The following is a 21390-nucleotide window of genomic DNA, read 5'->3' on the forward strand; positions in this document are numbered from 1 at the left end:
CGCCCGATGGCCGAGCCGTTGCAAGCCGAGGTGGCCGTGATCGGGGGCGGCATCGTCGGCCTCGCCTGCGGCCTGCACCTCGCCGCCGAGGGCAAGGACGTGCTGCTGGTCGATGCCGAGACCCGGCCGGTGGGTACATCCGCCGGCAACGCCGCGACCATCGCCGCCTATAACTGCGTGCCGGTGGGGACGCCCGGCGTGCTGCGCACCCTGCCGAACCTGCTGCTCGACCGCGACAGCCCCCTGGCCCTGCGCTGGGCCGCCCTGCCGAGCCTCGCACCCTGGCTGATCCGTTTCATCCGGCAGTCGCTGCCCGGCCCGGCCGCGGCCAATGCCGCCGCTTTGGCCGCGCTGCTGCACCGGTCCCTCGCCGCCTGGAACGACCTCGCCGCCGAGGCCGAGGCGACCGAGCTGATGCGCCCGACCGGCGCGATGTACCTGTTTCCCGACGCGGCCGCCCTGGCCGGGACGGAGTGGAACCGGGCCCGGCGTGACGCCGGCGGCATCCGCCAGTTCGTCGTCGAGCCGGCGGAGATCGCCAAGCTGGAGCCGGCCCTGGCCGATTGGCGCGGCCCCGGGATCCATTTTCCCGACGCGACCCATCTCGTCGATCCGGCGCTGATGCTGCAGCGGCTGCGCGCCGCCATCGCCGCGCGGGGCGGCCGGATCATCCGCGGCGAGATCATGTCGCTGGCGGTGGAGGAGAACGGCGTCCGGCTGGGCGGGCCCAGCCTGTCGATCCGGGCCGGGGCCGCGGTGATCGCCGCCGGCGCCTGGTCGCGCGGCCTCGCCCGCCAGGGCGGCGATGCGGTGCCCTTGGAAACCGAGCGCGGCTATCACCTGGAATATGCGATGGACACGCCGCTGCTGTCGCGCCCGGTCTGCCCGATCCGCTTCGGCGTCTATCTCACGCCGCTGGCCGGGCGCCTGCGCGCCGCCGGCACGGTCGAGCTCGGCGGCCTGAACCGCGGCCCGACTCTCCGCCGGGCCGAGTTGCTCGACCGGGCGGCGCGGACCGTGTTTCCCGACCTGCCGCCGCCGGGGCCGCTCTGGCTCGGCTTCCGCCCCTCGCTGCCGGATTCACTGCCGGTGATCGGCCCGTCCCGGCGCAGCACGCGGGTGATCCATGCCTATGGCCACGGCCATCTCGGCCTGACGCTGGCCGCAGTGACCGCGCGCAACGTCGCGGCCCTGCTGCGCGGCGGCACGGCGCCGGACCGGTTGACGGCGTTCTCGCCGCAGCGCTTCGGCTGAAGCGGACCGGCAGAAGCCGGCGCGGCTGCCCTCAGCTCTCAATCACTCTCGATCATGGCGAGAGCCGCGCTTCGGTCTCTCGGATTGAGCTTGAGGAAGAGCGTCCGCGCCTTCTTGACGTCGCTGTCCGACCCGGACTCGGCGGCGAGCTTCAACGCCACGGCGGTCTGATGATCCTTGCCGCAGACGAAGGCCACGGCCTTGGCCAGGCGCTCCATGGCGGCACGGTCGATTGCAAGCTCTGACACGCTCATTTCCCGATTTGGCGGAGAACGACGTTATCCGACGACACGGCGCCCATGGCAACGCCCGATGATCGGCAGGACGTCGAAGAGGGTCCGGCCCGGAGCGTGGTGGGGTCAGCCCCGGGCCGGATTGGATGGCAACTCAGCGCGATGGCATCCGAGCCTATTAGCGCCCGCCGGGCCGGAACCGTCGATCCCCTCGAAATAGGGGATGGGGGCCTCACCCATAGCGGATGCGCGGATCCAGCCAGGCCAGCAGCAGGTCCGACAGCAGCGTGCCGATCACGGTCAGCACGCTGAGCATCATGATGAAGCTGCCGGCGAGATACATGTCCTGCGCAATCAGCGCGCGCAGCAGCAGCGGCCCCGTCATCGGCAGGTTCAGCACCACCGCCGTGATGGTGGCGCCGGAGACCAGCGTCGGCAGGATCCAGCCGACCGTGCTGACGAAGGGGTTAAGCGCGATTCGAACTGGGTATTTCAGCAGCAGGCGCCTCTCGGTCAGGCCGTAGGCGCGAGCGGTGGTGACATAGGGCTTGCCGAGCTCGTCGATCAGGTTGGCCCGCAGGATGCGGATCAGGGCGGCCGTGCCGCCGGTGCCGAGCACGATCGTCGGGATGACGAGATGGCTGGCGAGATCCGCCACCTTGCCCCAGCTCCAGGGCGCATCCTCGAATTCCGGCGAGAACAGGCCGCCGATGCCCTGCCCGAAATAGCGGAAGGCGACGTACATCAGCACGAGCGCGAACAGGAAGTTCGGGATGGCGAGCCCGATCACCCCGACGAAGGTGGCAAGATAGTCGCCGACCGTCCGGCGCCGCACCGCGGTGTAGACGCCGATCGGGAACGACACCGCCCAGATGAACATCAGCGTGACGAAGGCGAGGACGAAGGTCAGGCCGAGGCGATTCCACAAGAGGTCGGCGACCGGGCGGCGCCATTCCAGGGAATAGCCGAAGTCGCCGTGCAGGATGATGTTCGAGATCCATTTCCAGTATTGCACATAGACCGGATCGTCGAGGCCGTAACGGGCCCGCATCGCCGCCATGGCCCCAGGGTCGATGGTCGTGCCCTGGAGGTTCAGCTCGCTGACCATCGCCGTGACGAAGTCGCCCGGCGGCAGCTGGATGATGACGAAGGTCATGACCGAGATGGCCACGAGCGTCAGCACCATATGGACGAGACGATGGGCGATGAACGAGGCCATGGCCGTTCCTCCAGATCCGAGCGGCCCTCCCCTCACCCGCAGGCCGAAGGAAGGGCCGGCCCGCCGGCGCTCTACGGTGCCGTGAAGTAGAACTGTTCCGGGTTCGCCGCGCCGGGATGGGTGTATTCGGTGCTGGCGAGCAGGACCGGCGGCACGTTCTTCAGCCGCTTGCTGATGATCCCGTAGTCCGTCGTCGGCTGCATGATGCCGATGGTGTAGAATTGCTCCGCCGTGATCGCCATCAGCTGCTTCATCAGGTCGAGGCGCTTCGCCGGATCGATGGTGGCCATGATCTCGTCATACAGCGCCATCTGCCGGCGGGCGGGCTCCGGCGGCTCCTCCGGATGTGCGTCCTTCGAATACCACTGGCCCCAGGCCGTGGCATAGAACGAGGCCCAGGAGGACGGGAAGAAGTACTTCGGATCGAACAGCGTGTCGGCGCCGCCGGAGGCCGACCACACGGCCGCGTCATGGTCGTTGTTCTCGACCCGCTGGTTCAGCGCCGTGGTGTCCGAGGTGTTGATGAACAGCTCGACGCCGACCGCCTGCCAGTAGCGCTTGATCAGCTCCGCCGTGTCGATCCAGGGCTGGCGCAGCACCGAGATGTCGATGGTGACCTGGATCGGCTTGCCGTCGGGGCCGAGCCTGATGCCGTTGGCGTCCTTCTTGTCGAAGCCGGCCTTGTCGAGCAGGGCGTTCGCCGCCGCGGGATCGTACTGCGTGAACTGGGTGGCCATCTTCTCGTCGAACAGCGGCGATTCCGGCCGTTCCACCACCTGGTACGGGCGCCCCTGGCCGAGATAGACCAGCTCGATGATCTCGTCCCGGTTGATCGCCATCGACAGGGCGTGGCGGAAGTCGATGTTGCCGACGACCTGCCGCTTCGCCGGGTCTTTGTCGGTGAGGTTGAGCGAGACGATCATCAGGTTGGCGCGGTTCGGCAGCACGTCGTAGAAGTCGTAGTTGCCGCGCCCCTGGTTGTCGTAGAAGACGGCCTTGTTCTCCGGCGTGGTGACGAAGCCGATATAGCTGTCGACCATGTCGAAATCGCCATTGGCGGCCTTCAGCAGCATGACCTGCGGATCGGCCACGATGTCGATCGTCGCCTCGTCCATGTAGGGCAGCTGGTTGCCGTCGGGATCGACCTTGAAATAGTAGGGATTGCGCTTGGCGACCACCTTGTTGCCGCTGCCCTGGCCGATGCCGGTCGAGACAATCCAGGGGTTCAGCCGCGGCAGGTCCGGGTTGCGCCAGGCATCGGCCTTGGAATGGAAGAAGCCGACCCAGTTCTGCTGCCCGGCCGCCCGGGCCGCCTGCTCCACATCCGGAGCGTATTTCTTGTGGAACTGCTGCAGATAGTGGCGTGGATAGGCGGTCGGAACGTTCGCTTCCTCGTCATTGGCCGGCGTCGCCAGCCACTGCAGGAGGAGCCCGTTCGGCTCGGCGAACTTGAAGGCGACGGTATAGTCGTCGATCCTCTCGACGACGAGCGGCTTGCCCCCGCGCACCGACCATGTGGGCTTGGTCGGCAGCAGCTCCTGGTTCGAGTACACGTCCTCGTACCAGAACATGATGTCGTCGGCGGTGTAGGGCTGGCCGTCGGACCATTTCATGCCGGGCCGGAGGTGGAAGGTGTAGACCTTGCCGCCCTCGCTGACGTCGACCGATCTGGCGACGTTCATCTCGACATCGGGCACGATGTCCTTCTGCGGGACATCCGGTGACCAGGTCTTCCAGCGGGTGAAGTTCTCGTAGCCGATGGTGCGGACCAGGCTGCTGATGTCGCTGGCGCTGGCCATCGAGAGCCGCCAGGTCCCGCCATAGCGGCCGATGTCCTTGTAGGGCTTCACCACCATCGGCTCCGCCGGCAGCCTTTCGGCCACGGGCGGCAGCGTGCCGGCCTTCACCTGCTCGGCCAGGATCGGCGCCTCCCTGTAGCCTTGCGCCGCCGCCGGGCCGGCGCCCAGCAGCAGGGCGGCCAGGCCGGCGGCGCAGGACAGGCGCCACGCGGCCTTCAACGTCGCGAAGATCGTCATATCACGTCCTCCCTCCCTGTCTTGGCCCCCGGAGGTGCAAGCGCCTCCGAGGGTGGCTTCATTCCGAAACCTCGATCGAGATCGCCTCGAAGGCGCCGAGCGGCGGCAGCGCGAACGAGGTGCGGCCGGTCTCATCGCCCGCCGCCTCCGGCGCCAGCTCGGCATCCACGACCAGCGCCCGCGCCCGGCCGACCGCCCCGGCCCGGATGCCGAGGCGCAGGCCGTGGATCGCCACCGGATCGTCATAGAGGTTGTTCCGCTGGCCGCTGTAGTTGACGAGGTGGACCAGCCATCGGCCGGCGGTCCCCTGCCGGTGGACCGTCAGCTCGACCGGCCCCGTGCCTTCCAGCACGATGGGCGCCGCCGGCGCGTTGCGGCGGATCAGGCCGGCGATCAGCTCGCGATGATCCGGCAGGCTGTCGCGGTGGTAGAGCCAGTCCGGCAGCCAGGGCAGGTAGACGCCCCGGCCGCGCCCATGGGCCGCGCTGACCACGCCGGGCAGGTCGGAGTCGATGTCCGGGAAGCACAGTTCCGGCGGCCCGAAGCGCTGCGGCGGGATCAGCCGGAGCAGGGTCTCGGCCCCGTCCTTGACGGCAGGGTGCAGGTAGCGGCCGTCGAGATAGAGCAGCCCGGTGTCCGGCAGCGACGGCGGCTCGCCGGCGCCGATGCGGAAATAGGCGCCCCGCATATCACGGCGCCGGGCGCGCAGATCCGAGACCGGCAAGGCGGCCAGGGCCTGGGCCGGCCGCGCCACGCCATACGCGTCGTAGAAGCCGGTTTCGCCGGTGGCGACCAGCAGGCCGCCCGCCTCGACATAGGCGTCCAGCGCCGCCGCCTCGGCATCGCCGATGCAGGCGACGTTCGGCATCAGGATCGCGTCGTAGCGCGCGAGGAGGGCCTGGCCGCCAGGCCCGGCGACACGCTCGTCGGAGACCATGTCGAACGGGATCCGGGCTTCCAGCAGCGCCCGGTAGGCGCCGCGGAACGGGGCGTTCCCCAGGTCCGCCGTCTCGGTGGCGCCGCGGTACAGCCCGGTCTTGAAGGAGTGGTAGAGCCCGACCCGCGCCGCCGACTGCAGGTCCGCGTAGTGGCTCTCGTTCTTGCGGTGCCAGTGGAACAGGCGGCTGATCGCCGGAAACGACTTGCGGTCGTCCTGGTCGAAGGTGCCGACGAGGTAGTGGTCGAGCGAGGCGCCGTTCGCCAGTTGCTGGGCGAAGCGGAGCTCGTGGCAGGCGCCGGTCTCGGAGACGAAGCGCCAGGCGAAGTCGATGAAGGCGGCCGAGGTCGAGGAGAAGGTCTTGCCCTGGCCATGGGCGGCGGCCCATCGCGCCTGCTCGCCGGCCTGGTACGGCCATTCCGGCTGCGGCCGGTCGACCGCGCGCTGCACCTCCATCCGGATCAGGTCGGAGGCGTTGCGGTGTCCGGTCATGGCGATTGCCGGATTCACCGCCTTGATGGTGCGGTAGATGTCGTCGGCGAGGGCCGCGGTGGTCCGGTCCTGGAACTCCAGATAGTCGCGATGGGCCGGATCGCTGAAGCTCTCCTCCGCCGGCAGGTCCCGGCCATACATCTCCCGGAACCGGTCGCGGCAGTTCCGGCAGACGCAGATGCCGTGATAGCGGCCGCTGTAGTCGACGCTGCGATAGCCGAACATGTTGAAGAAGACGCCGTCGACCGCGTAGCGGCCCAGCGCCTCGCGCAGGATCCGGTGCGCGTAGTCCTGGTACCAGCCGCCATTGACGCAGGCTTGGTAGGTGCCGTTGTAGACCAGCGGCTGGCCGGCGCGGTTGTGGACGAACCAGTCGGGATGTGCCTCATAGGCCCGGCGTGTGGCCTTCGACATGTCGAAGCGGCCGACCAGCTTCAGCCCCTCCGCCCGTGCCGCCGCCAGCATCTCGCCGAGCAGGTCGCCGCGGAGATAGGGGTTGCGCTCGTGCAGCTCGAGATCGGTCGGGTAGAAGGCGTAGATGCCGCCGATGTTGAACAGCAGGATGTCGGCGCCGAATTCGCGGGTCTGCCGGGCGACCGCCTTCGGATCGAGCGCGGCGTCGGTCTGGCGCAGATTGGTCTGCACCATCCGGAAGGGCTTCTGCCACCAGGGCCTATCGCCCGTGGACGACGTCGCGGCCTGGAGAAAATCCTCGTTCTTGTCGGGCCGCATCGGCCATCACTCCCTTGAGATCCAGCGTTTCCGCGTGGTGACAGGCGACCTGATGCCCCGAGACGACCCGCGGGGCGGGATCCTCGACGCGGCAGAGATCGGTGGCGAAGGGGCAGCGCGGATGGAACGCGCAGCCGGAGGGACGGTTGGCCGGGTCGGCCACCTCGCCCTGGAGCCGCAGGCGGCGCGGGGCGCGGGCCATGCGGGGATCAGGCCGCGGCACCGCGGCGAGCAGCGCGGCGGTGTACGGGTGGCGGGGCCGGGCGAACAGCGGCTCGGTCTCGGCCAGCTCGACGATCCGGCCGGCATACATTACCGCCACCCGGTCGGAGATGTATTCGACGACGCTGAGGTCGTGCGAGATGAACAGGTAGGTGAGGTCGAACTCCTCCTGCAGATCCTGCAGCAGGTTCAGTGTCTGCGCCCGGACCGAGACGTCCAGCGCCGACACGCATTCATCCGCCACCACCAGCTTCGGCCGCGGCGCCAGCGCCCGGGCGATGCCGATCCGCTGCCGCTCGCCGCCGGAGAATGCATAGGGGTAGCGCGACATGTATTCCGGCCGCAGGCCGACCTTGCCGAGCAGGTCGGCGACGCGGGCCTCGACCTCCGCCTCGTCGGTCACGCCGAAATTGCGCAGCCCCTCGCCGATGATGTCGATCACGCGCCGGCGCGGATTGAGCGAGGCGAAGGGGTCCTGGAAGATCATCCGGATCTCGGAGCGGTAGGGCCGCAGCGCAGCCTCGCCGAGATGTGCGAGATCGACCGGCCCCTCCCCGCCCCGGTCGTAGAGGATCCGGCCGTCGGTCGGCTCGATGACGCGGACCAGCGCCTGGCCCAGCGTGGTCTTGCCGCAGCCGGATTCTCCGACCAGGCTCAGCGTCTCCCCGGGCCGGATCGCGAGCGAGATGCCGTCCACCGCGCGGACATTTCCGACGACGCGCTTCAGGAAGCCCTTGCGGATCGGGAAATGCACCCGGATGTCATGGGCCTGCAGCAGGGAGGGCGGGCCAGCGGTCGTCGCCATGCCCGGCATCATCCCGCCTGCCTTGCCGGCCCGCGCAGATGGCAGGCGCCGAAATGGCCCGGCGACAGCTCGTGCATCTCCGGGTCGACGCGATCGCACAGGCCCGCCACCGCTTCCGGGCACCGCGTGTTGAAGGGGCAGCCGGGCGGCCGGTTCAGCGGATGCGGCACCATGCCGGCGATGGCGTCGAGCCGCCGCCCCCGCTCCCGCCGGCCGCCGAGCTTGGGGATCGAGCGCAGCAGCGCCAGCGTGTAGGGGTGCTGCGGGTCGGTGAAGATCCGCTCGGCGCTGCCGCGCTCGACCACCCGGCCGAGATACATCACCGCCACTTCGTCGGCGATCTCGGCCACGACGCCGAGATCATGGGTGATGAACATGACGGCCATCCCCGTCTCGTCCTGCAGCGCCTTGATCAGCTCGAGGATGTTGGCCTGGGTGGTGACGTCGAGCGCGGTGGTCGGCTCGTCCGCGATCAGCAGAGCGGGCCGGCAGGCCAGCGCCATGGCGATCATCACCCGCTGGCGCATGCCGCCCGACAGCTCGAACGGATAGCTGGACAGGCGGCGGCGCGGATCGGGAATGCCGACCCGGTCGAGCGCCTCGGCCGCGCGGTCGACCGCGGCCTTCCGGCCGATCCGGTGGTGCAGCAGGATCTTCTCGACCAGCTGGTTGCCGATCGAATGCACGGGGCTCAGCGAATTCATCGGCTCCTGGAAGATCATCGCGATGTCGCGGCCGCGGATGGCTCGGATCTCGGCGCCCGTGGGGTCGAGCGGCGCGATGTCGACCGCGGGACGCCCGTCGCGGGCGAAGCGGATCGAGCCGGCGACGATCCGGCCGGGGCGCGAGACGATCTGCAGGATCGACCGCGCCATCATCGACTTGCCGGAGCCGGATTCACCGACGACGCACAGGGTCGAGCCCTTGCGCATCTCCAGGTCGACGCCGTCGACGGCGCGGACCACGCCCTCATGGGTGCCGAAATGGGTCTTGAGCCCCTGGATGCTGAGTAGCGCTGCCATGGCGTCAGTCCGAATAGGGGTCGGCGGCATCGCGCAGCCCGTCGCCGAGGAAGTTGAGCGCGAGCACGGTGACGATCACCGCGACGCCGGGGGCGAGCAGCCATGGCGCCTCCGCCAGCGAGCGGATGTTCTGCGCCTCCTGCAGCAGCACGCCCCAGCTGACCACCGGCGGGCGCAGCCCGATGCCGAGGAAGCTCAGCGAGGTCTCGGCGATGATCATCGCCGGAATGGCGAGCGTCACCGACGCGATGATGTGGCTGGTGAAGCCCGGCACCAGGTGCCGGGTGATGATCCGCATCTGGCGCGTCCCGTCGAGCCGAGCGGCGATCACGAAGGGCTCGTTGCGCCAGGACATGAACCGCCCGCGCACCTCGCGCGCCAGCGCGGTCCAGCCGATCAGCGAGATGATCAGGGTAATCATGAAATAGACCAGAACCGGCGACCAGGTGACCGGGATGGCCGCCGCCAACCCCATCCAGAGCGGGATGGTCGGCACCGACATGATGAACTCGATCACGCGCTGGATCACCGCGTCGGCCGTGCCGCCGAAATAGCCGGAGATACCACCGAGCAGGACGCCGAGAACGAGGCTCGCCGTCACCCCGACGAGGCCGATCGACATCGAGACCCGGGTGCCGTAGACGAACCGGCTGAGAACGTCGCGGCCGAGGCGGTCGGAGCCGAGGAGATAGAAGGGCTGGCTCTGGTCCAGCGGACCGATCAGGTGCCGGTCGGTCGGGATCAGCCCCCAGAGGCGATAGGGCTCGCCCCGGACGAACAGCCCGACCGGCACCCGCACCGTCTCGTCCATGGCGAAGACCCGGCGGAGCGTCTTCGGATCGCGCTGCGAGCTGAAGCCGTAGACATGCGGCTGGAAGCGGAGCCCGCCGTCACCGTCGCGAGCGAAGAAGTGGATGCCTTGCGGCGGCACCATGGTGAAGCGCGGATCGTAGGCGTCCGGCATCTTCGGCGCGATGAATTCGGCCAGGATCGCGACGGCGTAGATCAGCAGCAGAAGCACGCCGCTCCAGAAGGCGAGCCGGTGCCCGCGGAACTTCAGCCAGACGAGCCGGGACTGGCTCGACAGCCCGACGGCCACCTCCTCGCGTTCCGGACCGGCCGCGGCCGCCACCGCTGGATCGAGCCCGACGGTCATGGCCGCCGGCGCCGATCGGCCCGCCGGATGCGCGCGACCTCCCCGAAATGCGGAAACCAGGATGAAGCGACCGTCGCATGGCACGGCATCGGCATCCTCCCACGGATGATACGGCCAGCACCGCCTGGCCGTTGTTATCATTGTTAGCCTAACCAATCACATTGTTTTCTGAACGTCAAGGAACTCTGATTGGTCACCAGCGACATATTTCTGACCGTCTATATTTCCGTTGGCCGAGCAAGCGGCAATTGAGGCGTGAGACAGGGCATTCATTCGGATCTTGCAAAGTTGCTTTGTTATTCACATTTTAGGATATGTTGCGTTGCCCGATTGACCGATCGAACTGTCGGCGTTGACAGGGCGTGGGCTGGGTTACAAAGGTTCTCGACCATTCGAAGACGCATCTCTTCCGATCGAAGTGAAACACCGCCGCACATGAGCCGCGTCACCCTCCAGTCCATCGCAGACCATCTGGGGATCTCGAAATTCGCGGTCTCCCGCGCCCTGGCGGGAAAGTCGGGCGTCAGCGAGGACACGCGGCGGACGATCCTGACCACGGCCGAGCAGTTCGGCTATCTGGCGCGGAAGCGGACCAGCCCGGTCTCGGGGTCGATCGAGATCATCTTCCACGACCGCGACATCGCGAACAGCGAGCTGTGGATCAACGTGCAGCAGGGGGCGCAGGCCGAAGCGGCCCGGTCGGGCCATCCGACCGCGGTGCGCTGGACGCAGCAGCACGGCATCATCGCGGAGCTGGAGCCGTCGGCGGTCGGCTTCGTGCTGGTCGGCCCGCAGGAGCCGTCGATGGTCGAGGCGGCACGGGACAGCGGCCTGCCCTGCGTGATGGTCGGCGGCTTCACCGAGCCGCTCGACACCATGGACCGCATCGGGGCCGCCGACGCCGAGGCCGGGGCATTCATCGGCAAATATCTCGCCGGCCTGGGCCACCGGCGCCTGCTCTACGCCCATGGCCGGCCGGGGCTTCCGGGCCGGCTGGAGCGGCTGCGCGGCTTCCACGACGCGCTGTCGCCGGTCACGGACGCCGAATATCGCGAGATGGCGTTCGACGAGGCGCAGGGCGATGTCGGCTTCCGCGAGGCCTTTCTCGACCTGGTCAAGAGCGGCTTCGAGCCGACCGCCATCTTCTGCGGCAATGACGGCGTCGCGGTCACCGTGGTGTCGGAGTTGGCCCGGCTGGGCCTGCGCGTGCCGGAGGACATCTCGGTCGTCGGCTTCGCCGACTATGCCTGCGCGACGCAGATCGCGCCGAAGCTGACGACGATCCGCATGCCGGGCCAGGAGATGGGCATCGCCGCCGTCCGGCGGCTGCTCGCCCGCGCCGGCCATCGCGGCCCGCCGGACGACCTGCCGCCGCAGCGGGTGATGCTGGTGCAGCGCCTGGTCGAGCGCGATTCCACCGCCGCCCCGAACCCCAGGCCCTGGCGGTCCCGGCTGCGCGGCTAGAGACCGGTCGACGAGGAGAGTCCCCATGACTGCAGGCCATCCCGACCTCACCGTGTTCCTGACCGGGGAGATCGACGACGACCGCATGGCCGAGCTCAGGCGGATCGCCCCGACCGCCCGCCTCTCCTATTTCGAGCACCAGGAGGCGATGGAGGCGGCGATCGAGGATGCCGACATCGTCGCCGGCGCCCTGTCGCCCCACGCCTTTGGGCGCGCCGGGCGGCTGAAATGGGTGCACAGCTGGGCGGCCGGCCCGAACACCCAGCTGTTCCCGGCCTTCCTCGACAGCCCGGTGGTGCTGACCTGCAGCAAGGGCAACGGCGCGATCCCGCTGGCGGAGCATGCGGTGATGCTGATGCTGCTCCTGAACCGGAATGCCCTGCGCTGGCTCGAAGGCCAACGCCAGCACCGGTGGGAGTCCTTCGTCCATGGCGAGTTGAACGGGCTGACGGTCGGCATCATTGGCACGGGGTATTCCGGACAGGACCTGGCGCTGAAGGCCAAGGCCTTCCACATGCGCGTCCTTGGCCTCCGGCGGCAGGACCGGCCGGCGCAGAATTTCGATCGGATGTACCGGCACGCCGACCTGCATGCCTTCCTGGCCGAATGCGACTTCGTGGTGGTGACGGCGCCGCTGACGCCGGAGACGCAGGGCCTGCTGGGCGAGGCCGAGTTCCGGGCGATGAAGCCGACGGCCCACTACATCTGCTTCTCCCGCGGCGGCATCGCGGATGACGACGCGCTGCTGCGGGCGCTGCGGGAGGGATGGATCGCCGGCGCCGGGCTGGACGCCCATCTGACCGAGCCGCTGCCGGCCGACAGCCCGTTCTGGGACGCCCCGAACACCATCGTCACGCCGCATAACGGCGCGACGACGAAGGCGACCAGGACCCGCGGCTATCGCATCTTCGTCGAGAATCTCGGGCGCTATCTCGCCGGCGACCCGCTGGTCAACATCGTCGACAAATCCGCCGGTTACTGAGGCCTCACCTCCGGGCGATGGTCGCGGCCGAGAAGCCGACCATCTGCTGCCGCTTTTCATCCCACAGCGCGAAGAACGGCGCGCGCAGGGCATCCCACAGGCTGAGGCTGGGCACGGCGTGCAATTCCCGGATGGCGGCGTGGCAGGCCTGCAGGCGGTAGTTGGGGATCCGCGGGTTGAGGTGGTGGATGTGGTGGAAGCCGATATTGCCGGTGAACCACTGCAGGATCCGCGGCAGTTGCAGATAGGATGAGCCCTGCAGCGAGGCCGCGCCGAACGTCCAATCCCCGTCCCGCAGCCACAGCGTTTCCTCGAAGCGGTGCTGCACCGCGAACAGCCAGACGCCGATGATCGACGCGATCACCATGATCGGCAGCTGGACCAGCAGCACGCGCTCGAATCCCAGCGCCAGCCCCAGGCCGACGACGATGATGGCGATGCCGGCATTCGTGGCATGGACCGACAGCCGCTCCCCGCGCCAGTCCTTCGGCGTGTCGAAGGGGACCCGGTACAGCAGCAGGAAGACCAGGGGAGGCAGCATCAGCCCGGTGATCACCGGATGGCGGCTCAGCCGGTACAGGAAGCGGCGACGCGGCGGCAGGGCCAGGTATTCGGAGACGGTCAGGCAGGTCGAGTAGATGTCCGCCCCGCTGTCGCGCCGGTCGAGATTGTTCCAGACGGCGTGGTGCCCGGCGTGCTGGCGCCGCCAATTCGCGAAGGGGGTCAGGGTGATCAGGCCGCACAGGCGGCCGAGCGCCACATTGGCGCGGCGGGAGCCGAAGAACGAGGAGTGGCCGCAATCATGCTGGATGATGAACAGGCGCACGGTGAAGCCGGCCCCGATCACGGCCAGCCCGAGCGTCAGCCAGTACGACACGCCGAAGCTGGCATACATCGCCACGCAAACCGCGAGGAAGCCGGCGAATGTCGAGGTCAGCTGCCAGATCGCCCGCGGCAGGCTCGGCGTCCTGAAGCGGGCCACCGCGGCCCGTAGCGAGGCATCGGCGGCGGCCTGGCGGCGGCCCTGTGCCGTCATGGACTTCAGCTCGGTATCGCTTTGCATGATCGTCCATGAACTGCCCGGCCGAGCCGGGCGGCGTCGTCCGTCGAAACCGTCGAGAACAATGCAGGCAAAGCCGGCGCTTCACAACAGCGGCGGTCAAACTTCGCAGGATCAGCCCGCCTGCCGCACCAGGAACATCGGGCCGACGCGGATGCCGGTGCGGCCAGCCTCGTCCCGGGCCGCCAGCTCCAGCGTCTCGCCTTCATAGAGGATCCCGTGCATGCGCCAGCTGCCGTCCGGCAGCTGCTCGCAGTCATGGGTGCAGAAATACTCGATCAGGCATTTCAGCCTGCCATCGGCATAGAACAGATGCGTCGGGTTGAAGTCCGGGCCGTAGACGCCGAGATGCGGCGCCAACTCGGCCGGCGCATCGGACTCGACGGTGTTGCGCCGGGTCCAGTCCTTGCCCTTCCAGCCCAGCACGCCGTCGGTGCCGAAGGTCAGGTCGAGATGCGGGTAATCCGCCCCCTCGCCATAGATCCGGCCGTCGATGGTGAAGGCGTCGCCGCCGCGCCATTTCAGCTCCAGCGGCACGCCCTCGCCCATCAGGTACAGCCGGCCGGCCTTCTCCCGCAGCTCGACGCTCTCGCTGCCGTCGGCCGCCTGGTAGACGCCGGGCATCGCGGTCAGATGGGCCGAGGTCAGCGGCGGGTGCTTCGCCGTCGGCATCGGCGGCCGGCCCATCCGGCGCGACGCCAGGGCCAGCTGCAGCGCCCGCCGCGACAGGCGGGTGCCGATCTGGTTGGTGAAATCGAGCGTGCTGAAGATCAGCGCCGCCAGCCCGGCCTGGGGCAGCGCCACGAACTGGGTGGCATAGCCATAGACCGCGCCGCCATGGCCGATCGAGGTCCAGCCGTCGAGGTCGCCGATGCCGAAGCCCAGGCCGTAGCCCTTGCTGCTGCTGTGGCCGGCCGCCGGCCGGCCCACCACCGTCCACATCTGCTTCAGCCCGGCAGGCGACAGGATGGGCTGCCCGTCCGGGGCGAAGCCGCCGCGCAGCATGCAGGTCGCGAACTTCGCCATATCGGGCGCGGTCGAGACGATGGCGCCGGCCGGCGACCCGCCGAGGTCGAAGACCGGCGCCGGGAAGTCGCGATCGACATCCCACATCCAGGCCGGGGCCAGCCGGTCCATCAGCCCGGGCGTCAGCGACGCGCTGCTCTCGGCCATGCCCAGCGGCTGGAAGATGTGGCGATCCACATACTCGGCATAGGTCATGCCGCTGACCCGCTCCAGCACCGCCCCGACCACGGCGATGGCGGCGTTGGAGTAGTGCACGATCCCGGCGCTGGGATCCTCCTTCAGCACCGAAGTCTTCAGCCCCTCGACCGTCACCGCGAGCCCCGGCCGCCGGTCGTCCAGGTAGTGGCCGTCCTTCGGCTCGCGCACCAGACCGGAGGTGTGGCTCATCAGCTTGCGCAGCGACACCTGCGCGCCGTACGGGCCGCTCTCGCGCCCGGCGAACGGGTTCGCGGGGTGGAAGCCGGGGATATAGGTCGAGACGTCGGCGTCGATGTCCAGCAGCCCCTTCTCGGCCAGCTGCATGATGCCGACCGCGGTGAACATCTTGGTCAGGGACCCGATGCGGAACAGCGACCGGTCGTCCAGACGGTGGCCGAGATCCGGCCGCACCACATGGCCGGTGGCCAGCAGGCCGTCGCGGTCGGCGATGGCGTAGGAGATCGACGGGATCGCCTTGTCCGCGACCTCATGCGCGATGAATTCCTCCAGGCCGGCGGCCAGGGCATGGGCGTCCATTCGGTCGTCTCCTCTCAATGCCGGAGGCGGGGGTCGAGGATGTCGCGCAGCGCGTCGCCCAGCAGGCTCCAGGACAGCACGAACAGGAAGATCGCGGCGCCGGGAAAGGCCAGCGTGTACCAGTAGCGGAACGGGCTGTCGCCGCGGCCGACGATCCAGTTGCGGGAATAGCTGATCAGCTGGCCCCAGTCGGCGTAGCCGGGCTCGACTCCGACGCCGAGGAAGCTGAGGGCGGAGGCGGTCAGCACCATCGAGCCGGTCATCATCGTGGCCAGCACCAGCACCGGGAAGAAGGCGTTCGGCAGGATGTGCCGCAGCAGCAGCCGGGCGTCGCGGGTGCCGTAGGAGCGCGCGGCCTTGACGTAGTCCAGCTCCTTCACCCGCAGGATCTCGCTGCGGATGACGCGGGCGTAGTTCATCCAGCCGAAAGCGGTCAGCGCGATCGTCATCGGCACGATGCCCTTGCCCAGCAGCGTGGTCAGCACCATCGCCGCGATCAGGAACGGCACCGCCAGGAAGACGTCGACGATGCGCATCAGCACCTCGTCCACCATGCCGCCATAGAAGGCCGACACCGCCCCCACCAGGACGCCGATCAGGGTCGAGATCAGGACCACGCCGAGGCCGATCTTGAAGGCGGTGCGGGTGCCCCAGACCAGGCCGTAATAGATGTCGAACTGCCCCTCGGTGGTGCCCAGCAGCGCGCGGGCGGAGGGCGGCTGCGGCGTGGCGCGGAAGCCGCTGCGCGGGATCTCGTAGGGCGAGGACTGGTACGGCTCCGGCGGCGCGATCACCGGGGCCAGCGCGGCGACGGCGACGAAGCCCAGCAGGACCAGGATGCCCAGCAGCGACAGCGGGTTGCGCAGCAGATACGCGACGATCCTCATGCCAGCCTCACCCGGGGGTCGAACAGGGGGTACAGCAGGTCCACCACCAGGTTCAGGACCACCAGAACCAGCGAGAAATAGAGGGCGAAGCCCAGCACGGCCGGGAAGTCCAGGTTGGCCGCCGCGTTCGCGGCGAACTGGCCGAGGCCGTGATAGTCGAAAATCGTCTCGGTGATGACGACGCCGCCCAGCATCGCCGCCACCTCCATGCCCGCGATCGTGACCACCGGCAGAAGGGCGTTGCGCCGGGCGTGCCGGTTCTGCACCACCCGTTCGCTCATCCCCTTGGCGCGGGCGGTGCGGACATAGTCCTGGCGCAGCGCCTCCAGCATCGAGGTGCGCATGATCCGGGTCATCGACGCCAGGCTGACATAACAGAGCGTCACCACCGGCAGGATCAGGTGGCGCAGCGAGTCGAGGAAGATCGGCAGGTTGCCGTTCAAGAGCGCGTCGACGGTGTTCAGCCCGGTCCAGCGCTGGAAGCCGTCGCCCCCGACCTCCACCATCGCCCATTGGCTCAGCCGCCCCGGCGGGAACCAGCCCACCGACCCGTAGAACACCATCAGCATCAGCAGGCCGAACACGAAGGTCGGGAACGACCAGCCCAGCACGGTGAACAGGCGGATGCCGTGGTCGACCGGCCGGTTCAGATGCACGCCGGCCCGGCTGCCCAACCAGATTGCGCCCAGGACGACGGGCACAAAGGCGAAGATCACCAATTCCAGCGTCGCCGGGAAGAGCGAGACCAGCGCTTCGGCCACCGGCATCCGCGCCGTCTCCGACCAGCCGAGATTGCCCTGCAGGATGTTGCCGATCCAGCGGCCGTACTGCTCGTAGAACGGGTCGTTCAGGCCGTATTTCTCGATCAGCGCAGCGACCTGGGCAGCGCCGCCCTTCAGCGCGTCGGGGCTGCCGACATAGGTGATCACGCGCTGGGTGGGCGTCAGCATCATCTGCATCGCGAAGATCATCAAGGTCAGCGCGAAGAAGACGATCGGAACGAAGGACAGACGTCGGATCGCGTAGGCCAGCATAGATTATCCCTGGCTGAAGGAAATCGGCGAATCACCGCCGATGCCGGACAGGCGGGTTGGCCGACCACGCCGGCCAACCCGCCCGGCGGCGACGCCTATTGTTTTTCTGCCTTCGAGATCGGGTAGAAGTCCCAGGCGCCATACTCGATCATGTTGTGAACATAGCCGTCGACCCAGTCGCGGGTGACGATGTAGCCGTACTCCTCCCACAGGAACTGGGTGGTGGCGTAGTCGTGGCTCATATCCTGCAGCTTGGCGTAGATCTTCTCCCGCTCCGCCGGGTCGACCGTCGTCCAGGCCTGCTTCAGGAGGGGATCGAACTTGTCGCGCATCAGCTGGCGATAGCCTTCGCCGACCATGCCCCCGACCAGGCCGGTGCTGGACAGGTAATAGGTCGCGGCCCCCAGCGGCCCGCCCGGATCGGAATAGTCCGGCCCCCAGCCCATGATCGCCATCGGTGCGCTGGGGTCGGCGCCGCCATAGACCTTGTCGGCGAAGGTGGCGGCCTGCAGCTGCTGGATCTTCAGCCGGAACTTCGGATTGATGCGGGCGAGGTTCTGCTGCAGGAGCGACAGCGCCGAATGATACGCGCTGTTGCCTTCGGTCATGTAGGCGGTCAGCTCGAACCCGTTCTCCCAGACCTGGCCGCCCCAGGCCTTCTTGAAGTGCTCCGCGGCCTTCTCGGGGTCGAAGGTGTAGACCGGGCTGTCCGGCCGGTAGCCCATGATGCCGCGCACGGTGGGGCCCCGCAGCTGCACGGTCTTGCCCAGCAGCACGTCGTCCAGCAACAGCTGGTAGTCCTGGGCGTAGTTGAAGCCCTGCCGCACATCGATGTCGCTGAAGAAGTCGGGCGGGATGCCCTTGCCGTCCAGCTTGCCGCTGCCGATCGCCGGGTTGTCGACGGCGTTGACCGGCCAGATGTAGAAGATCGAGCGGCCGAACACCTGGGGCAGGCCCTGGGTCACCTTGATGCCGGGCTTCTCTCCCACCTCATCGAGGAACTCGACCGGCGTCGTCACCACGTCGGCGTCGCCGGCCTCGAGCTGCAGCAGGCGCGTGGTCCATTCGGGCACGGACCGCAGCACGACGCGCTCCAGCTTGGCCGGGCCCTGCCAGTAGCCGTTGAACCGCTTCATGGTGATCTTCTTCTGGGACCGGTCCCAGTCCTCGACCATGAAGGGGCCGCTGCCGTTCTCGACCTCGAACAGCTTGTCCGTGCCCAGCTCGGGCTTGTGGAACTGCTTCCAGGTGCCGGCGGTGCCGTCCCAGTCGCCCTGGTCACGGGTCCATTCCTCGTCGAGGATCGAGGTGGCGAAGGGCAGCGCCATGATGCCCAGCGTGGCCGGGAACGGCGCATCCAGCACGATCGTCACCCGGTCGCCGTCGACCTTGATCTTGTCGGACAGCGCGTCATGCACCTTGGCCAGGCCGGCGGCATCGACCTCGGCGAAGGTCTTCACCCCGGCCAGGTCCATGGCCCAGGCCTCGATGTTCGGATATTTGCCGGCGGTGATCATCTCGGTCACCGCATTGGCCATCCAGCTGTCGCCCTGCAGGATGGCGCGCATCAGCGAATATTTGACGTCCTGGGCCGTCAGCTCGCCATAGCCGGGGACGATCGCCGCCTTCTCCTGGTCGGTCAGCTCGTCGTACGGCCTCCAGGCGATGGCGCCGTCCGCGCCCTTGACTCCGACCTTGTGGGTATGGACCCCCTTGCGGATCGGGAAGGTGTAGCTGATCGACCCGTTCTCGCCCGGCTTGATCAGCCCGTTCTCCAGCGACGGCACCTCGGTCGACAGGGCCGGCACGAATTCCGAGATCTCGCTGCCCTTGTAGTTCAAGAGCCGCATATGGGTGTTGATCGAGACATAGGTGTTCGGGGTGTCGGCCATATAGGCCGGGTCCAGCGTGCGGATGTCGCTGGTCCACAGATAGACCAGGGTGCCGGGATTCTTCAGCTCGGCCTGTGCCGCGCCGGACAGGGCCAGCAGGGCGATGCCGAGGCTGGGGCCGATCCAACTCTTCATCGAGGAGCCTCCTGTTTTGCTGGGCGCTTTCGCCCTTATGGGGTCGCCTGGAACGGCGATCTGCCCGGCAGTGTGTCTTAGGTCCGACAACAAAACCATACCGAATACGCCCAATTTTCCTTCTTTCGGAAAACCTTTAGCGTATCGGAATATAACCTCAGCTCATGCCTCCCAGGCTTCGGCACGCACGAAATGCCGGTCCGACACCTGCCGCATCGGCAGGAACACCGGCTCGAAATCGGGCGGCCGCACCGCGCTCGGGATCTCGTCCGCCAGCAGCAGGCGGTTCTCCGGCCGCTCGCGCGGATCGGCGACGGGGACGGAGGACAGGAGCTTGCGGGTGTAGCTGTGTCGCGGGTTGCCGAAGACCTCGCGCCGGCTGCCGATCTCGACGATCTGGCCGAGATACATCACCGCTACGCGATGGGCCATCCGCTCGACCACCGCCATGTCGTGCGAGATGAACAGGACGGAGATCCCGGTCTCCGCCTGCAGATCCATCAGCAGGTTGATGACCTGGGCCTGGATGGTGACGTCCAGCGACGCCACCGCCTCGTCGGCGATCACCAGCTTCGGTCGGGTGCTGAGCGCCCGGGCGATGCAGATGCGCTGGCGCTGGCCGCCGGAGAAGGCGTGCGGATGGCGTCGCGCATGCTCGGGCGACAGCCCCACCCGCTGCAGCAGCTCGGCGACGCGCGCCTGGATTTCGGCCCGCGACAGGCCGCCATGGACCAGCATCGGGTCGGCGATCGCCTGCCCCACCGTCATCCGCGGGTTCAGCGAGCTGAAGGGGTCCTGGAACACCATCTGCACCTGGCGGCGCAGGGCCTGGATTTCGCGCGCCGGCTGCCCCAGTGTCTCGCGGCCCTCGAACCGGATCGAGCCCGACACCGGCCGGTCCAGCTGCAGGATGCTGCGGCCGATGGTGGACTTGCCGCAGCCGCTTTCCCCGACCAGGGCCAGCGTCTCGCCCGGAAAGATCTCGAACGACACGTTCTCGACCGCATGGACGCGGCCGGTCACCTTGCCGAAGACGCCGGAGTGAAGATCGAACCGTGTGGTCAGCTTCTCGACCGCCAGGACCGGGGTCATGCCGGCACCGCCTCGACGCCCCGTGCGTCGAGCGTTTCGGCCAGGGCGTCGCCCGTCTCGACCAGCGGGAAGCGCTCGGGCTCGTCCTTGTCGGCCATGCTGCCCAGGCGCGGCACCGCGGCCAGCAGCGCCCGGGTATAGGCGTGCAGCGGCGTCTCGAACACCTCATAGACCGTTCCGGTCTCCACAATCTCTCCCTTCAGCATGACGCAGATGCGGTCCGCCATCTCGGCCACCACGCCCATGTCGTGGGTGATGAACAGCACCGACATCCCGATCTCGCGCTGCAGCGCCCGGACCAGGTCCAGGATCTGGGCCTGGATGGTGACGTCCAGCGCCGTGGTCGGCTCGTCCAGGATCATCAGCGACGGGCGGCAGCACAGCGCCATGGCGATCATCACCCGCTGGCGCATGCCGCCGGACAGCTGGTGCGGATACTGGTCCAGCCGTTTCTCCGCCTCCGGCACCCGCACCAGCTTCAGCGCGTTCAGCGCGATCGCGCGCGCCTCCGCCGCGCTCTTGCCCTGGTGCCGCATGATCGCCTCGGCGATCTGGAAGCCGATGCTGAACACCGGGTTCAGGCTGGCCATCGGGTCCTGGAACACCATCGAGATGTCGGAGCCCCGCACATTCTGCATCCGCTTCTGCGGCAGCCGGGCCAGGTCGGCCACCTCTCCGCCGCGGAGGCGCATGCGGACCGACCCGCCAACCAGCCGGGCGCCGTCATATTCGGCCAGCCGCATGATGGTCATCGCGGTGACCGACTTGCCGCTGCCCGATTCCCCGACCAGCGCCAGCGTCTCGCCCCGCCCGATATGGAACGAAACCCCCTTCACTGCGCGCAGGGTCTCGCCCCCGCCCAGGGAGAACGACACCTGGAGATTCTCGACCTCGAGCACGCGATCGTCCTGCATGGCGGCTCCGATGCTGGGGAAGAAGAAATTTCCTATACGCTAAAAAATACCGTATGCAACA

At 68.3% G+C, this 21390-nt stretch carries 17 protein-coding genes; 3 read left to right on the forward strand and 14 right to left on the reverse strand.

Annotated elements, in window-relative coordinates; all coding sequences use genetic code 11:
- The first annotated feature begins 6 nt into the window (after positions 1-6).
- Positions 7-1254, forward strand: a complete 1248-nt coding sequence (locus tag FFK22_RS03390; RefSeq protein ID WP_138887439.1) for an FAD-binding oxidoreductase — start codon at positions 7-9, stop codon at positions 1252-1254.
- Between the two features lie 38 nt (positions 1255-1292).
- On the opposite strand, the gene FFK22_RS03395 is transcribed toward FFK22_RS03390, so the two are convergent.
- The 7 genes from FFK22_RS03395 to FFK22_RS03425 form a co-directional block, all read right to left on the reverse strand.
- Entirely contained in the window at positions 1293-1502 is a 210-nt protein-coding gene (locus tag FFK22_RS03395) for a hypothetical protein (protein WP_221938350.1), read from the reverse strand.
- A gap of 217 nt (positions 1503-1719) precedes the next feature.
- Positions 1720-2706, reverse strand: a complete 987-nt coding sequence (locus FFK22_RS03400) for an ABC transporter permease (RefSeq protein WP_138887437.1) — start codon at positions 2704-2706, stop codon at positions 1720-1722.
- Between the two features lie 71 nt (positions 2707-2777).
- Positions 2778-4742, reverse strand: a complete 1965-nt coding sequence (locus tag FFK22_RS03405; RefSeq protein ID WP_186002281.1) for an ABC transporter substrate-binding protein — start codon at positions 4740-4742, stop codon at positions 2778-2780.
- 58 nt (positions 4743-4800) lie between these two features.
- Positions 4801-6903, reverse strand: a complete 2103-nt coding sequence (locus tag FFK22_RS03410; protein ID WP_138887435.1) for an alpha-amylase family protein — start codon at positions 6901-6903, stop codon at positions 4801-4803.
- Positions 6845-7930 (reverse strand): ABC transporter ATP-binding protein, encoded by a 1086-nt coding sequence (locus tag FFK22_RS03415; RefSeq protein ID WP_138887434.1) that lies wholly within the window; start codon positions 7928-7930, stop codon positions 6845-6847. Before FFK22_RS03415 ends, FFK22_RS03410 begins: the two co-directional genes overlap by 59 nt.
- A gap of 8 nt (positions 7931-7938) precedes the next feature.
- On the reverse strand, positions 7939-8952 hold the full coding sequence (locus FFK22_RS03420; RefSeq protein ID WP_138887433.1) for an ABC transporter ATP-binding protein: 1014 nt from the start codon (positions 8950-8952) through the stop codon (positions 7939-7941).
- Between the two features lie 4 nt (positions 8953-8956).
- The gene (locus FFK22_RS03425; protein ID WP_138887432.1) at positions 8957-10108 is read right to left on the reverse strand and encodes an ABC transporter permease; all 1152 of its coding nucleotides are present in this window, start codon (positions 10106-10108) and stop codon (positions 8957-8959) included.
- 435 nt (positions 10109-10543) lie between these two features.
- Here FFK22_RS03425 and FFK22_RS03430 point away from each other — a divergent pair, with 435 nt between their 5' ends.
- Positions 10544-11572 (forward strand): LacI family DNA-binding transcriptional regulator, encoded by a 1029-nt coding sequence (locus FFK22_RS03430; protein ID WP_138887431.1) that lies wholly within the window; start codon positions 10544-10546, stop codon positions 11570-11572.
- Positions 11573-11597: 25 nt separating this feature from the next.
- On the forward strand, positions 11598-12554 hold the full coding sequence (locus FFK22_RS03435) for a D-2-hydroxyacid dehydrogenase (protein WP_221938351.1): 957 nt from the start codon (positions 11598-11600) through the stop codon (positions 12552-12554).
- Positions 12555-12558: 4 nt separating this feature from the next.
- Here FFK22_RS03435 and FFK22_RS03440 read toward each other — a convergent pair whose 3' ends face one another.
- The 7 genes from FFK22_RS03440 to FFK22_RS42680 all read right to left on the reverse strand — a co-directional run bounded on the left by FFK22_RS03440 (position 12559) and on the right by FFK22_RS42680 (position 21329).
- Positions 12559-13617 (reverse strand): fatty acid desaturase, encoded by a 1059-nt coding sequence (locus tag FFK22_RS03440; RefSeq protein WP_221938352.1) that lies wholly within the window; start codon positions 13615-13617, stop codon positions 12559-12561.
- A gap of 111 nt (positions 13618-13728) precedes the next feature.
- A complete protein-coding gene (locus FFK22_RS03445) occupies positions 13729-15375 on the reverse strand; it encodes a serine hydrolase (protein ID WP_138887430.1) in 1647 nt (548 codons plus the stop codon).
- 14 nt (positions 15376-15389) lie between these two features.
- The gene (locus FFK22_RS03450) at positions 15390-16262 is read right to left on the reverse strand and encodes an ABC transporter permease (RefSeq protein ID WP_138887429.1); all 873 of its coding nucleotides are present in this window, start codon (positions 16260-16262) and stop codon (positions 15390-15392) included.
- Positions 16259-17296 carry an ABC transporter permease gene (locus tag FFK22_RS03455; RefSeq protein ID WP_186002282.1) on the reverse strand — a complete coding sequence of 346 codons (1038 nt, stop codon included), beginning with the start codon at positions 17294-17296 and terminating at the stop codon, positions 16259-16261. The genes FFK22_RS03450 and FFK22_RS03455 overlap by 4 nt, the downstream gene beginning before the upstream one ends.
- 95 nt (positions 17297-17391) lie before the next feature.
- Positions 17392-19323 carry an ABC transporter substrate-binding protein gene (locus FFK22_RS03460; protein ID WP_138887428.1) on the reverse strand — a complete coding sequence of 644 codons (1932 nt, stop codon included), beginning with the start codon at positions 19321-19323 and terminating at the stop codon, positions 17392-17394.
- Between the two features lie 162 nt (positions 19324-19485).
- Positions 19486-20415 (reverse strand): ABC transporter ATP-binding protein, encoded by a 930-nt coding sequence (locus tag FFK22_RS42675; RefSeq protein WP_186002283.1) that lies wholly within the window; start codon positions 20413-20415, stop codon positions 19486-19488.
- Positions 20412-21329, reverse strand: a complete 918-nt coding sequence (locus FFK22_RS42680) for an ABC transporter ATP-binding protein (RefSeq protein WP_186002284.1) — start codon at positions 21327-21329, stop codon at positions 20412-20414. The genes FFK22_RS42675 and FFK22_RS42680 overlap by 4 nt, the downstream gene beginning before the upstream one ends.
- Positions 21330-21390 lie beyond the last annotated feature (61 nt).

The organism is Mycobacterium sp. KBS0706, assembly GCF_005938675.2.
GTDB lineage: Bacteria > Pseudomonadota > Alphaproteobacteria > DSM-16000 > Inquilinaceae > Inquilinus.

What these genes read in the sequence shown, in the direction of transcription:
- FFK22_RS42675 (WP_186002283.1), bottom strand. Translation starts at nt 20,415, where the DNA reads ATGACCCCGGTCCTGGCGGTCGAGAAGCTGACCACACGGTTCGATCTT.
- FFK22_RS03405 (WP_186002281.1), bottom strand. Translation starts at nt 4,742, where the DNA reads ATGACGATCTTCGCGACGTTGAAGGCCGCGTGGCGCCTGTCCTGCGCC.
- FFK22_RS03440 (WP_221938352.1), bottom strand. Translation starts at nt 13,617, where the DNA reads ATGCAAAGCGATACCGAGCTGAAGTCCATGACGGCACAGGGCCGCCGC.
- FFK22_RS03415 (WP_138887434.1), bottom strand. Translation starts at nt 7,930, where the DNA reads ATGGCGACGACCGCTGGCCCGCCCTCCCTGCTGCAGGCCCATGACATC.
- FFK22_RS03460 (WP_138887428.1), bottom strand. Translation starts at nt 19,323, where the DNA reads ATGAAGAGTTGGATCGGCCCCAGCCTCGGCATCGCCCTGCTGGCCCTG.
- FFK22_RS03450 (WP_138887429.1), bottom strand. Translation starts at nt 16,262, where the DNA reads ATGAGGATCGTCGCGTATCTGCTGCGCAACCCGCTGTCGCTGCTGGGC.
- FFK22_RS03425 (WP_138887432.1), bottom strand. Translation starts at nt 10,108, where the DNA reads ATGACCGTCGGGCTCGATCCAGCGGTGGCGGCCGCGGCCGGTCCGGAA.
- FFK22_RS03430 (WP_138887431.1), top strand. Translation starts at nt 10,544, where the DNA reads ATGAGCCGCGTCACCCTCCAGTCCATCGCAGACCATCTGGGGATCTCG.
- FFK22_RS03420 (WP_138887433.1), bottom strand. Translation starts at nt 8,952, where the DNA reads ATGGCAGCGCTACTCAGCATCCAGGGGCTCAAGACCCATTTCGGCACC.
- FFK22_RS03400 (WP_138887437.1), bottom strand. Translation starts at nt 2,706, where the DNA reads ATGGCCTCGTTCATCGCCCATCGTCTCGTCCATATGGTGCTGACGCTC.
- FFK22_RS03410 (WP_138887435.1), bottom strand. Translation starts at nt 6,903, where the DNA reads ATGCGGCCCGACAAGAACGAGGATTTTCTCCAGGCCGCGACGTCGTCC.
- FFK22_RS03445 (WP_138887430.1), bottom strand. Translation starts at nt 15,375, where the DNA reads ATGGACGCCCATGCCCTGGCCGCCGGCCTGGAGGAATTCATCGCGCAT.
- FFK22_RS42680 (WP_186002284.1), bottom strand. Translation starts at nt 21,329, where the DNA reads ATGCAGGACGATCGCGTGCTCGAGGTCGAGAATCTCCAGGTGTCGTTC.
- FFK22_RS03455 (WP_186002282.1), bottom strand. Translation starts at nt 17,296, where the DNA reads ATGCTGGCCTACGCGATCCGACGTCTGTCCTTCGTTCCGATCGTCTTC.
- FFK22_RS03390 (WP_138887439.1), top strand. Translation starts at nt 7, where the DNA reads ATGGCCGAGCCGTTGCAAGCCGAGGTGGCCGTGATCGGGGGCGGCATC.
- FFK22_RS03435 (WP_221938351.1), top strand. Translation starts at nt 11,598, where the DNA reads ATGACTGCAGGCCATCCCGACCTCACCGTGTTCCTGACCGGGGAGATC.